This window comes from Alteromonas sp. ABH4_453 (assembly GCF_056160665.1).
On the sequence record NZ_JBSWXP010000001.1, the window covers coordinates 682,840 to 696,053 of the forward strand.

Consider the following 13,214-nt stretch of genomic DNA (forward strand, 5'->3'; position numbering starts at 1 on the left):
TAAGCTCAGTCACAAAGCCTTACAACGTTACCGTTTGACCCGTTTTCGCCGCTTTAAATATAGCGTTAACAATCTTAATATCAGCAAGCCCTTCACTACCGGTTACCATTGGCTGGCGCCCAGTTAATATGGCTAAAGCGTCGTTATCCATTTGAAGCGTTTGCTGCATACCGTTAATAGGGGGCAGTGTTTTCCCATCAGATGTTGTACCCGTAACACCGTTGTAGCTCTGCATTGGCTTTAGCTGATACCAACCGTCTTCACACTCAGCTTTGAAATGATTGAACCCTTTTACTACGCTAGTACCGCAATCTGCCACCAGCCCGTCGCCAAAGTCCATAGTGAATAAGGTAGTTTCATCAACTTCAGTAAACTTGTTTGGGAAACGTTGTGGAGGATGGCTGCCGGCAACAGACAAGGGCTCTCGCCCCGTTAAAAAGCGCGCACTGTTTATTGCATAAACGCCCATGTCATAAAGTGCACCGCCTCCCATATGCTTTTTCATGCGCCAGTTGTCAGCCGCTCTGCCTTGCCCCGCATAACCAGCGAAGCTCGACACGGCAGTTATATCTCCGTAGGGTTTCGCTTCAAGGTATTGATGAAAAGTGCGTGTATTAGGTTCGTGCTGCATGCGATAGCCGATAGACAGGGTCACATTATTTTTATTACAGGCATCGATGATAGCTTGGCACTCCTCACTATCCATGGCCATAGGCTTTTCACACCACACGTGCTTTCCAGTATTTGCAGCCTGCACTGCAAAGTCTTTGTGCGTACCTGTGGGCGTTACGACATAGATAACGTCAATATCATCGTTATCCGCAATCTCAGCCATAGTGCGGTATGTGTATACGTTGCTATCCTTAATTCCATGCTTTCTTTGCCACTTAGAAATTTTTTCTTCGCTACCTGTGATGATGCCTCGCAGTTCACAATGCTTGGTGTGCTGTAGCGCAGGTGCTAATAAATTTGTGCTGTAATTGCCTAAGCCAAGCAAGGCTACGCCTAATTTCTTTTTAGGTGGCTGAGCTAACAAATAAGGGCTGTGGGCAAGGAGTAGACCTGAACCCGCTATTTGAAGGAAGTAACGACGAGTAATACGAGGCATTAGCCCTCTCCATAAGACAATAATCCATGTATGCTTTTAATAGTGATTTACTTGCATATACAGATCACCCAAATATTGTCGAAGAAAATACGAAGACTAGGGTTTGAAGGAATTGAACTTTAAACATGAAATTTTCGTAATATTTATACTCTATCTTCTTCAAGATTGACGAAAAAATCGCGCAAATTTCGCTTCTCACCCAAGGCTAAGACATGGATAACGCTGGCTCTACTAACGAACAACAAAGAAAGAATTTAACTGGTGCGTACCCTAAAATAGCCAAGCAAACTAAGTTGCTTAATACCTTAGTAATCTTTGCCTTTATTTACACGTTGTTTTTGGCGAAGTCACTTCTCATCCCGCTGTTTTTCTCTGCGTTTATAGCCTTACTATTAAGTCCTCTTGTTGCCATTGCTCGAAAAGTATATGTGCCACGGACGATTTCGGCAGGTGCATTGATTATTCTGTTGATAGCACCTTTCACTTTGCTAACCGTCGAGCTTGCGGAGCCCGCAGAGCGGTGGATACATTCTCTGCCCAAAATAGCCGCCGAAATCAGTGAAGAGATAGAAGAAATTAGCAGTAGTATTGACGCCTATACAACACCTCCTGCGGCTGACCCTGTTGAAGAAGAATCATCTATTTTCAACTGGTTTGGCGACGACGACTCTAATAAACAGGTGCTTACTCCGCCAGATACTTCAAATTCAGTGACCGACAAGATCAAGCAAAGTGGCATTGATATGGGTTTGAACCTTTTCAGCAGTGCGCCTTTCTTACTAGCGCAAGTGCTTGGCTGCGTAGTATTGATCTTTTTCTTATTAGTCTTCGGTCCAAACCTCTTCCACGTTTTCATTAGAGATTTTCCAGTGGTTACCGACAAAAGGCGAGCACTGGTGCTGGTAGACCAAATTCAACGAGAGCTTTCTTCATACATAGTAACGATAAGTATCATAAACACCTGTTTAGGGCTGGCTACGGCTGGTGCCTTCCATTACTTCGGAATTGAAGATGCATTATTGTGGGGAGCGCTGGTTGCTTTGATGAACTTTGTACCCTATTTAGGCGGTATCGCTAGTTGTCTCGTGTTGCTCGTTGTGGGTCTAGTTCAATTTGGGCTTACCGGCAGCGCATTTTTACCCGCCGGTGTATTTTTAACATTAAACATTGTCGAGTCTCAGTTGATTACACCCGCTGTACTGGGGCGCAGTATGCAGCTCAATCCGCTGATAATCATAATTTGGATAGCAATCACAGGCTGGCTATGGGGCGTGATAGGAGTCCTATTAGCAGTACCAATTCTGATGTGTGTGAAAATCATCTTGGAAAACGTAGGCGTTTTTAATCATTGGATTCGGCTTATCGAGTCAAAATAGTTAACTGATTATCGCTTGTTTACACACGCAACGCTTTAGCAATACGCTTACGCCTTTACCCCTAAATCCTTGGGCGCACTGTGTGCAGCTCAAAATCTACTGTGCCGTTTTTAAGCTTTTCGAGCTGCGCTATATATTCTGATGATGCAAGAACTGCCTCAATATCATTTGTACTATTCCACTCTATAATCACAATTTGCTGTGGCGCTACAGCGTAGGGGTTATGGTCGCTTAGTGATATATCCTGAGTTTTGGATACTACTTTACCACCCAACGCTTGCGCTTTTTTCGCAAAGCTGTCGATAAAAGCATAATAGTTGTTAGGTGCTTTGGGGTTCACCCAGGCCAATGAAACTGAATATACCTTGTCTGCTGAAAATGTCAGCGTGGTAGGCTTACTTATCTCATAGTCATAAAGCTTTAGTGCCTCCCATGCCTCTCTTCTTAATGCCTTTATATCGCTAAACAGTGGTAGCGATTGAAATGACTTTTGTGCATTAAGTGAAGGCCACTGGCTTACCACAAAAACATTAGGACTAAATGTTCCTATCAGTGTCTTCTCAACAACAAGTACCCCGTTTTGGGTATATCCGTATTCACGTGCTGTTGATGCTCCCAATTCAAAATACTTGTCTCGCAGCGGACGTTTTTCCGCTTCAGTTACAGGTGCAATAAGCTGCATCACCGCTCCTGGATTAAAATGCACCGACAGCGTTTTCTCTTTTTCATTAGCAATTACCGGGGAGGCAAACAAAACACTTAACAACCCAAATTTTAAAGTCAATAATTTCAGTACATTAAGCAACATTCTAACTCTCTCTGTGATAGTTAACTTTGTGGTTATGCAAATACATTAGCAACTAAAGCAACCCAAAACACGGTTTGTTTTTTATTCACAATGGTGCATTATTGTTCCATGAAAGATTGGAATGATTACGCATTAATTCTAGCCCTGCACAGGTCAATAACCCTCAGGGCAGCTGCCATAACCTTAGGGACTACTCATACAACGGTGGCAAGGCGTTTGTCTTTGTTAGAAAAGCAATATAACGCCAGTATTTTCGAGCGCATTCCCGGCGGGTACCGCGCTACCCCGTTTGGCGAGCAGCTTGTCGCCACCGCTATGCAGGTTGAAAGTGTTATTCGTGATTCAGAACGGCTTTACTGCGCAAGTAATGAAAAACTCGCAGGCCCAATAACGCTCTCACTGGGCGAGCCCATGTCGCAGTTTTTGTTGGTCAAAGAACTCGGTGAGTTCGCTCGGCTTTATCCGTCTATTCAATTAAAAGTGAAAAGCTCTATAAAATTCGCCGACTTAGACAAAGGCGAAGCGGATGTCGTTATACGCGGGGCACCTAAATTACCGGAACACTTAATTGGAAGGCGACTTTACAAGCTAGGCTTGTGCTTTTATGCACACAAAGATTACTGTGAAAATACACCCCGTAAAGACTGGCGATGGATTGCGCCGTTAGAGAATGAAGTTTGGCCGCAATGGCTAGCACAATCGCCTTACCCACAGGTACCTATTGGAATAGCAATTGATGACATCATCTCTCGATATCACGCTATATTAAACGGCGTGGGTATGGGAAGAGCTGCATGTTTCATGGGTGACCCACACCCCGACCTAGTGCGATTACCGGGCAGCGCACCCGTTTTGAAATACGATATTTGGCTTCTCACTCACCCTGATTTATATGAACAGCCTAAAGTAAAATTGCTGATGCAGTTTTTAACCGATGCGTTAATGGCTAAAAAAACGCTCGTTGAAGGAGAGGTATAAGTCAATTTACGGTGAACCAATGAGCAGGCTTACTGCTGCAAAACAACGCTTTGTTTATAACAAACGGACTGTGTCGGCAGCTGCAAGCTCAAACCTTCTAATACAAAAGCGACCTACACTAAAAGCCGCTCCGTATGGATGTAACATTGTGCGGTCAGGCTACGACACCGCTTTGGGTACATTAAGCGCACTCCGTGCGTCATTGGTCAGTTTTACTAACGCTTTTCGTACGTCCGTTGACGACATGCATAGCGCCTCAAAAGGGATAAACCAAGTCTGCTTTTCTGTACCGCAATGCATGCCTTCTGGAAATACGCTGTGCATTATCGGCGCTTCAACGTTTACACCTGCTTTATGCTGCAAGATAAGCTGCATCGCGTCCTGATGGTCTTCATTCATATGGGTGATCATGCCCTCTGGTGCGCTATGCCAGTCTTGGGCTTCAACGCGCCAATAGTTTTTATCAACCCAGTGGATTTTTCCGAAACCACCAATAAAACGTACTCGCTCAGTACGAATAATGTAAAAATTGAAATCGTGGGTTTGCTCGTATTTTTTAGCTTGTGGGAATAAACGAAGATACTGTGCTTTCACGTCATCTTGATTCGCTAGCTCAGCGCTTCCCATAATAGTCACTCGGCCATTCGCCTGAGAGTCATCTTCACCGGCATCAAAAATGGTTAAGCTAACCTTGTCGTTCGCTTTGATATTACGCGTATGAAGCGCGATATCACTGATGTAAATAACTGCGTCACCACTAGGCGTTAAATAGTACGGTACAACCGAACCAAAAGGGTAGCCGGGCATTGATGTTGAATGCGTACCCAATACACCGCTGTGGTGGGTTCGGCTAAGCTGTTTTGCTTGAAATGCAATATCTTGCATGCTCATGGTTTACTCCGTTCTTGTTTTTCTGTTTTCGGTTTTCGCTAAAATTAATGTGTCACGAAAACTTGTTTTTGTTCGTTTTTAATTAGGTTTAACTGGGTGTGATAACACCGAGAAAGCATATCGGTAGTAATTACTCGCGCTGGTGGTCCGTCGGCTAAACACTGCTTTTCCCCCAATAAAATGAGTCTGTCGCAATAAGGGGAAATTAAATTTAGATCGTGACTTACGCAAATAATGCACAGCCCTTTTGCCCGCAGTGCAACCAGTTGCTGCATGACAAGTTTCTGATGGCGCAAATCTAGGGCTGAGGTGGGTTCATCTAACAGCAAAAGCTTGCCTTCCAAACTCTCGTTTTGATCGCCCGGTATTATTTGAAGAATAGATTTAGCTAAAAATATTCTCTGCCTTTCCCCGCCAGATAAGGTTTGAATATTGCGAGCAAGTAAATGCATAATGTCAAACTGCTCAGCAATACCATGAATCAACCGACTCTTTTGTTCTAATGACTCAACGTACTGATACCGCGCCAAATGGAGTAACTCGTCGGCGATAAATCCAAATGGCGTCGACGCGCTCTGTGCCATCACTGCACGCTGTATTGCTAATTGATTTGCGCTTAGCGCACTAATTTTTTTCCCGCCAAGCGTTAGCGTTCCTCCAGATGGCGTTTCTACACCACTGAGCATACTTAATAGCGTAGATTTACCGCATCCGTTCTCACCCGCTATCGCGGTAAACTCACCAGTGTTAAATGACAAAGATATTTGCTCAAGCAAACGCGTGTTACCTCTGGCTATCACAACATCTTTTAATGTGAGCAACGCCGTGTTTAACCGGTTACCATTGTCGCTTTGCTCTAGAATTTCCACTTTCATTTTAGCTCCCCCCCACCACTAAATATGCGGCGTTGTTGCCACAGTAAGTAAAGGAAAAATGGCGCCCCTACTGCTGATGTAACAATACCAATAGGCATTTCCATAGGCACAAATAAGGTACGAGCCAATGTATCGGCAATCATTAATAGCAAAGCTCCCATTAATGCGCTGGCAGGTATTAGCACCTGGTGGTTTACACCAAATATTGCCCTGCACATGTGGGGCACCACCAAACCGACAAAGCCAATAATGCCGCACAGCGCCGTCGCTAGGGCCACAGAGAACGCCACCAGCCATAAAACCCCGTGTTTGTATCGGGTAACATTAAGCCCCATATAAGCCGCCTCTTTTTCACCAAGCGCGAGTAAATTTAGCGCATTACGTGACTTCATAAGACCAGTAAAAGCAACAAGCCCAGCTAGCGCAATAAGACCACAAAGCGTCCAGCTTGCTCCGGCAAGACTACCCATGGTCCAGTAGCTAATTTGGCGAAGTGCATCATCGCTTGCTACATAACTAATAGCCCCTATCACGGTTCCGGTTAAGGCGTTAATGGCAACCCCAGCCAAAATAAGCGCGGCTACTGAAACGCCTTGCGGTCCATTTGAAAACCTAAGCACTGTCCATACAGAAAGTAGTGCACCTCCAAAGGCCCACATGGCTACCCATATAGACTCAAGCGCAGGGATGAGCGGAGGTACTATAGTCATACTAAGGGCTGCGGCTGCGGCTGCGCCACCTGCAATACCGATTAAACCAGGGTCTGCAAGAGGATTGCGCACTAGCCCCTGCATAGCACAGCCAGATACGGCTAGAAGCGCGCCAATCAGCATCGTCATGATCACCCTTGGTAGCCTAATTTCAGACAACACATACCAATGGGTGGCATTTGCTGCCGTATTTTTTACCGTATTGCCGGCGCTAATGAAGTATCTAAGTTGCTGTTCAATATCAATTGGTAAACTGCCGCGGGTTAACCCTACATAAGCAAACATCAACAGCAATACAACCAGTATTCCCATGCCTATACGTTTTCGCTGCGCGCGGGCATTAATTAGCTTAAGTACTACAGGCCTAGATGAATAATCGCTTGGGTTATCGCCTAGGTTATCACTGCGCTTAGCTGCGGAAGATAACTGCATTATTGACTCGTTCTACTGTTAGCAGCATTTTGCGTTTGTTTCATTTCAATGGCTTTTTCTGCGTGCTCAGCAACACGCTGAAGCGCTACATCAAAGCGCGGAGAAAGACCCAAACTTATGCTGCTATCCATGGCTTGAACCAGGCAATGAATACCAGCAAAGGTGGCTGCCAACGCATGGTGCTTACAAAGTGCGTCCTTCGCGCTTTTCCCACGCAGCATGTGCCCAGCGGCAAACACAATATCAGGGTTTTGCATCAGCACAGACTCAGCGCTCATCACTTTGTAGCCTTCCACTGCTGCACCTATATTAACGATGCCCAGCGCATCGAATAGCGCTTGGGGCACAGTATTTTTACCCGCAACCGTTATTCCTCTGTCATTGTTCGCCACCACATAGAGCGCTTTAATTGGCGTATTGAACGCTAAGGTTTTATCAGCGTACCGCGCTTTTTGTTGCTCTACCTTCTTTTCAATATCGTGAACAAGGGTAATGGCGTTATCACTTGCCGATAGTTTTTCACCAATATCCAGTACTAGGCGCTTTAGGCCACTTAAGTTTTTGTCTACGTTAAAGGTAGTAACCTCTACGCCAGCATGGGCTATTTGTTCCAGCGCAACATTCGGGCCCGTCGCCTCAGCGCCTAAAAGCATTGTGGGCTGTTGGGCCAATACCCCCTCGGTGCTAAGCTGACGAAAGTATCCAAGCTTAGTTAAACTCGTCGCTTCTTTTGGGTACATACTGGTACTGTCAGTAGCAATTACCCAATCGCCTCGTCCTAACGCGAAAACAATTTCAGTAATACTACCGCCAGCGGTAACAATTCTAGGTGATGCAGTTTGCGTTTCATCTAAAGGGGCGCTAAACGCCCCTTCTGCAAACAAACCCCACCCTACCATCACAGTACACATCGCTTTTACGGCAATAGACGAAAGTGAAAGAGCCTTTTGCAACATCATTTACTCTCCACTTACCGGGTCGGCGCGGAAACTATACGCACCTGATGTCCCCTCTTCATCGTAGTAGCTAGTAATTTGAAGCTTGTAGGTCGTATCGCCTGCCTGAATTAAATAAACCCCAAACTGTGAGTAAAGTAAGTGGCTGGTACTGTCGTAGAAATACCAGTTGTTCGCACTCATGGCGTACTCACTGACCGTCTCTTCACTGAAGTCATAAAACTGTGCCGCTTCGGTGTCTACGCCATCGTATGTTTCAGCGTCTGTGCGAAGCACGGTCGCATCATCAGCAATAGAAAGGGTAAATTCCCCCGCCCCGTCCGCACACGGCATTGATAAATCCCAGCCATCAGTTTGTGTAACTACTTGCTGAATATCAAAGTCAATATAAACCGTGTCGCTGCAACCCACCGCATCAATGGTAAATGCGACTTCTTCAGCAAAGGTGCTTTGCCCGTCAAGAACGCTTTGATGCATAACGCCAAGGGTTATTTCACCGATACCTCGCCCTTCGGTGACGATATCGGTAACGTGAAATTTTGTGTAGTTGCTATCAGAGGAAACGATGTAATAGGTCTCTTCATTTGGCGTTACTACGTGAGTAGTAAAGTCATAGTTGTAAAAGGTATCGCCGATCACTTGGGTTTCTGTATCTGTGCTGAACGCGTCAGCTTCTGGTATATCGCTTTGAGTAACAGCCAAGTAATCGTCTAGTTCGCTGTCAGCGCTAGCATTTAGGAACAAGTCAGACACTGGCGCGCCCGTATCATCGTAAAAGTCGCTGTTATTTCCGGTAAAATAAAGGCTAACAGCGGTTTCCTGGTTTGTATTTAAAAACACATTGGTACGCTTAAAGCCAATTTCCCACGTGGTATCCGTTGCGGCTTCTTCTTCAGTAAGCGTAAGTTGCGTTTGTGTATCTAAGTCAAAATAAACGGCAACAGGCTCTGATGTAGACCCTGTACTAAAAGGCCCGTAAATGGTCCCTTCTTCGTTTTCACCGTCACTACTTCCGTCATCTGAATCTCCGCTACCATCGGTCACTTCATCAGGCGTTTCGACTGGGGTGTCATCGCTACTTGAGCTGCCACAAGCAGTTAGTCCGAATGTCATGGCAAGCAGTAACGCTAAATAGGTTTTGTTCATGTGTTTTCCTTTTTAAAATTCGCCGAATTAACCAGCGGTTTTTAGTTGTTGGTTTGGGATCTGCCGTTAGGTATTTTTTGTTTTGATCTCAAACGCTGTTTTCTGTGTCGGTGCTTTCGTTTTATGGTTATTTCAATACTGGTAACTCACGCCCAAATACAACCGCCTTGCAGCAATCGGCCTTGCGTCAAACACGCCTGCCACAAGAGCGTCGGTTGAGCGATGTTCATCGGTGAGGTTTTCAAGCCCAAGGCGCGCTTGCCACTGAGGCGTGAACTGGTGCTGTACGACTGCGTTTAGCGTGGTAAAGCTGTCTTTGAAAACTGATGTATAGCCACTGGAAGGCGACACATTTCCCTCATGTACTCCATAGAGCTGTAGGCTGGTGTCAGTTTGGCTAAACTGATAAGTAACGGATGCTTTAACTAAATGAGTAGGGCGTTCAGGCAAGCGCTGTGAACTGCCATCTTCAGCAATTAAATAACTGTAATTCAGTTGCCACTGCCAATTATCATTCTCCGCGCTGGCGCTTAAATCAGCACCGTAAAGGGTAGCTTCATCGAGGTTTTGATAAACTGAAATATCTAAACCCGCCTCTTGCGATGCGTCCACGTCTACCGCTGTGGTGATGAAGTCATCAGCTTTAGTGTAATGAAGGTTAATATCAAGGTGATATAACCAGTCATTTTTGGTCGGTTCTACTCGAAGGTTAGCGCCTAAGTTGGCATTCAGCGCTGTTTCAGGAGTAAGTGCGTTGTTGCCGAGCACCATATAACCCAAGTTACTGTGGTCAAATATGTAATAGCGCTCCTTTAGGTTAGGCACGCGATAACTACTGCCAGCCCCTGCGCGAAGTTGCCACGAAGTACTGTCAGCACTAATTGACTGGCTTGCACTTGCTTTAAATGCAGTATGCCAACCAAAATCAGAATCGTTTTGTATTCTTGCGCCTGCTAAAAGCTGGGTGTCGTTTTTCTGCCAGTTTCCTTGTAAATAAAGCTCGGCACTTTCACGACTTACATCGTCAACTTCAACCGTGCCCGTGCTGAGGTTTTGCTGGTCCAGCGTGTCGCCATGTAAAACAAGGCCGCCTACCCACTCGATATCTTCGGTAGAATAAATTTTCTGCGCTTCTAGTTCCGCTAGCTGAATATCGGTTTGACGCAACCCGTTGCTGTTACCACTCTCTTCATCATGTGAAAGATAGCGCGTGTTGATATGCCAATCGTATTGTTGCTCAACGCGAAGATCGTGCTGCCACTGAGTAACGTTAGAAAGATAACTAATAATGGTGGCTTGGCCGGGTATTGATGATTGAGGTTTGTCTTTTTGCTCGTCCAGCCATTGCCCTTTATATTGCACGCTAACGCTATTTATCAACGTAGATAAAGACATTTGCACAAAAGATTTGTCTACCGCGCCACCATCTTGTGATGTAGTTTCGCCGTCGTAATCAAAACCCGGGTTAGTAATGTTCTGAGCCGTGATGCCAAGCTGCCAATCGCTTACTGCTTTCGCTGCAGTGACCCTAGACGTGTGCCCGAATTCATCACCGTCAATTGCATCATCTGTAAAATAAGATGCCTCGTAGTCTGCTGAAAACTGCGAGCCTTCTACCCTTTCGGTGATAATATTGATAACACCACCCATGGCTGAGCTGCCGTAAAGCACAGAAGCAGCACCTCGCACAATTTCAATTTGCCTAATATTAGCAACGCTAATTTGGTCAAGGTCGACCGAAGAACCTGTAGGTGAAATAATAGGTTGGCCGTTGATTAACACCAGCACATGGTCACCATTGAAGCCATTTAGCTGAACGTTGTACCCGTCTTTTTGACTGCGTCTAACCACAACACCGGGCATCACTTCAAGCACTTGGCGTAGTGTGCCTTTACTTAATCGGGCAATGTCCTCTTTATCTACCACGTCAACTTTTACGGGTGAGGATGCCAATAACTTTGGTGTTCTAGTGCCTGTAACAACAACGCGTTCAAGATCACCTTCTGCTAAAACTGAAAAAGCCAAAGGAAGCGTGGCGGCTATGGCAAGTGAAGGTACAACGTAGGCTCGTTTCATTTATTTTTCTTTTATCGCAAATGATAATGATTTGCATTTGATCTTATTTATTTAGAAACGTTTTGCAAGGCCAATTCTTAGATGCGTCCAAAAAAATAAGGTAAACGCCTAATAGATATGACTTTTTAATTATTTCCTGTAATTTAAAATGATGAATGAGGAAATTTATAAAACTTGGCAAGATAATTGATTTACAAGGAAGGAATTAAGGTTTTAACAACGGGATTTTGACACTATGCGCCTGCCTACTAAACAACTTATCAATAAAATCGAAAATTTGTCTAATGGCCTGACGCCCGAACAATTATCGAGCTTTTTAGATATTATTGACGCTATGACTGCACTGGTTGAGGAAGCGGGTGAGTTTAAGGAAAGCAATAAGGTCAACAAAAAAGTTGAATCAGCGCCATTGCCAACGACTTCTAGCGCTGTTCACTAAATATTATCAGTAAAGTCCAAACAAGCTATTAGTTGATAAATACTGCCTATTGCAATACTTTAGCGCGCGTCCTACTAAGAAAAAGAGAAACACGTGCTTTACCTTGTTGCAGTTACAGTCCTATGGGCATTTTCCTTTTCGCTTATCGGTGAATTTTTGGCGGGCTCAGTAGATAGCTACTTTGCCGTATTAACCCGCATCATTCTTGCTGCAGCGGTGTTCCTTCCGTTTCTCAAAGTATCACTGCTAAGCACCAAGCAAAAAGCGGTATTGGCGGCTTTAGGTGCAGTGCAGTTAGGATTAATGTACATTTTCTTCTACCACGCGTTTTTGTATTTAACCGTGCCTGAAGTGCTGCTATTCACCATTTTTACGCCGCTTTATGTCGTTATGTTAAACGATGCTCTGTTTAAGCGATTTACTCCGTTTTATTTGTTGTGTGCACTTATCGCCACCGCAGGGGCAGCAATAATTCGCTTTGATGGCGTGACTGATAACTACTGGTTTGGTTTTGCTATTGTTCAGGGTGCTAATCTTTCCTTTGCGCTAGGACAAGTGGGCTATAAAAAGCTGACTTCGACTTTTACGGCCCAAGTGCCTTATCACAACGTATTCGCATGGTTTTATTTAGGCGCGTTTGTTGTAGCCTTACCCGCGTTTTTCCTTTTCGGCAACCCAAATCAACTACCGCAGAACACCGAGCAATGGGGTGTGCTGCTGTGGTTGGGTATTGTAGCATCGGGGCTTGGGTATTACTTTTGGAACCAAGGGGCACTAGCCGTTTCTGGTGGTACGTTGGCTATTATGAATAACGCACTTATTCCCGCGGGGCTTGTGGTTAATTTACTGCTTTGGCAAAAAGACACTGATTTTACACGTCTGTTTCTTGGCGGTGCCATCATTGCTATTGCACTTGGGATGTCTCATCAACACGCCAAGAAACAAAAACAGATTTAAGGCCCAAAAAGGCCAAAGCTACGCAGGACTATACTCACTCACCATGGTGTAGTCTTTGCGCGGCCCAATGACCTGCCATGTAGAGCGCCACACAGGCCATGCTGTGAAGTCATAGCGCACCACGTAATTATCATCGCCACATAAGTGTTTGGCGTTCGGGTTGCTCGCACTAAATGTATGGAAATAGCGCTTATCGTCGAACAACACTTCAAACAAACCCGTTTGAGGCTGCAGCCAAAAATACCGACGTTCTGCGAGCATTACGCTATTATTCGGTGCGGTTACTTCGCCTTTTTCATAATACGCCAAGCCGCTTTTTTCTTTTTGTACGCTGCCTTCCAGCCAGCTGAATTGAGCCTCGCCAGAAAAGGTAAATACATCGCCATTTCGCTGGATGATTTTGCGCGTTAGCGTCCATTGTCCAGCAAAATCGTCTAAGGTATGAGGATGATTCTCTATCAT

General features: G+C 45.1%; 13 protein-coding genes. 4 read left to right on the forward strand and 9 right to left on the reverse strand.

Annotated features, from left to right (window positions below; all coding sequences use genetic code 11):
• Nucleotides 1-19: 19 nt before the first annotated feature.
• Nucleotides 20-1,108 carry a Gfo/Idh/MocA family protein gene (locus tag ACXAGV_RS02950; protein WP_474871729.1) on the reverse strand — a complete coding sequence of 363 codons (1,089 nt, stop codon included), beginning with the start codon at nucleotides 1,106-1,108 and terminating at the stop codon, nucleotides 20-22.
• Between the two features lie 212 nt (nucleotides 1,109-1,320).
• Between ACXAGV_RS02950 and ACXAGV_RS02955 the strand changes: the two genes are divergently transcribed.
• The gene (locus ACXAGV_RS02955; RefSeq protein WP_474871731.1) at nucleotides 1,321-2,484 is read left to right on the forward strand and encodes an AI-2E family transporter; all 1,164 of its coding nucleotides are present in this window, start codon (nucleotides 1,321-1,323) and stop codon (nucleotides 2,482-2,484) included.
• Nucleotides 2,485-2,545: 61 nt separating this feature from the next.
• On the opposite strand, the gene ACXAGV_RS02960 is transcribed toward ACXAGV_RS02955, so the two are convergent.
• A complete protein-coding gene (locus ACXAGV_RS02960) occupies nucleotides 2,546-3,292 on the reverse strand; it encodes a hypothetical protein (protein WP_474871733.1) in 747 nt (248 codons plus the stop codon).
• A 108-nt stretch (nucleotides 3,293-3,400) separates the two neighbouring features.
• Here ACXAGV_RS02960 and ACXAGV_RS02965 point away from each other — a divergent pair, with 108 nt between their 5' ends.
• Nucleotides 3,401-4,270, forward strand: coding sequence for a LysR family transcriptional regulator (locus ACXAGV_RS02965; RefSeq protein WP_474871735.1), 870 nt, complete (start codon nucleotides 3,401-3,403; stop codon nucleotides 4,268-4,270).
• A 159-nt stretch (nucleotides 4,271-4,429) separates the two neighbouring features.
• Here the strand turns inward: ACXAGV_RS02965 and ACXAGV_RS02970 are convergent, their stop codons facing one another.
• The 6 genes from ACXAGV_RS02970 to ACXAGV_RS02995 all read right to left on the reverse strand — a co-directional run bounded on the left by ACXAGV_RS02970 (nucleotide 4,430) and on the right by ACXAGV_RS02995 (nucleotide 11,356).
• Complete coding sequence (locus ACXAGV_RS02970; RefSeq protein WP_474871737.1) at nucleotides 4,430-5,161, reverse strand: HugZ family pyridoxamine 5'-phosphate oxidase; 732 nt, start codon at nucleotides 5,159-5,161, stop codon at nucleotides 4,430-4,432.
• Between the two features lie 44 nt (nucleotides 5,162-5,205).
• On the reverse strand, nucleotides 5,206-6,036 hold the full coding sequence (locus ACXAGV_RS02975) for an ABC transporter ATP-binding protein (RefSeq protein WP_474871739.1): 831 nt from the start codon (nucleotides 6,034-6,036) through the stop codon (nucleotides 5,206-5,208).
• Entirely contained in the window at nucleotides 6,033-7,178 is a 1,146-nt protein-coding gene (locus tag ACXAGV_RS02980; protein ID WP_474871741.1) for a FecCD family ABC transporter permease, read from the reverse strand. The genes ACXAGV_RS02975 and ACXAGV_RS02980 overlap by 4 nt, the downstream gene beginning before the upstream one ends.
• On the reverse strand, nucleotides 7,178-8,137 hold the full coding sequence (locus ACXAGV_RS02985; protein ID WP_474871743.1) for a heme/hemin ABC transporter substrate-binding protein: 960 nt from the start codon (nucleotides 8,135-8,137) through the stop codon (nucleotides 7,178-7,180). Before ACXAGV_RS02985 ends, ACXAGV_RS02980 begins: the two co-directional genes overlap by 1 nt.
• Nucleotides 8,138-9,280, reverse strand: a complete 1,143-nt coding sequence (locus tag ACXAGV_RS02990) for an HmuY family protein (RefSeq protein ID WP_474871745.1) — start codon at nucleotides 9,278-9,280, stop codon at nucleotides 8,138-8,140.
• A 132-nt stretch (nucleotides 9,281-9,412) separates the two neighbouring features.
• Nucleotides 9,413-11,356, reverse strand: a complete 1,944-nt coding sequence (locus ACXAGV_RS02995) for a TonB-dependent receptor plug domain-containing protein (RefSeq protein ID WP_474871747.1) — start codon at nucleotides 11,354-11,356, stop codon at nucleotides 9,413-9,415.
• Nucleotides 11,357-11,591: 235 nt separating this feature from the next.
• Between ACXAGV_RS02995 and ACXAGV_RS03000 the strand changes: the two genes are divergently transcribed.
• Both ACXAGV_RS03000 and ACXAGV_RS03005 read left to right on the forward strand, forming a co-directional pair.
• The gene (locus ACXAGV_RS03000; RefSeq protein WP_474871749.1) at nucleotides 11,592-11,795 is read left to right on the forward strand and encodes a hypothetical protein; all 204 of its coding nucleotides are present in this window, start codon (nucleotides 11,592-11,594) and stop codon (nucleotides 11,793-11,795) included.
• 93 nt (nucleotides 11,796-11,888) lie between these two features.
• A complete protein-coding gene (locus ACXAGV_RS03005) occupies nucleotides 11,889-12,752 on the forward strand; it encodes a DMT family transporter (protein WP_474871751.1) in 864 nt (287 codons plus the stop codon).
• Between the two features lie 18 nt (nucleotides 12,753-12,770).
• Here ACXAGV_RS03005 and ACXAGV_RS03010 read toward each other — a convergent pair whose 3' ends face one another.
• The gene (locus ACXAGV_RS03010) at nucleotides 12,771-13,214 is read right to left on the reverse strand and encodes a DUF6314 family protein (protein ID WP_474871753.1); all 444 of its coding nucleotides are present in this window, start codon (nucleotides 13,212-13,214) and stop codon (nucleotides 12,771-12,773) included.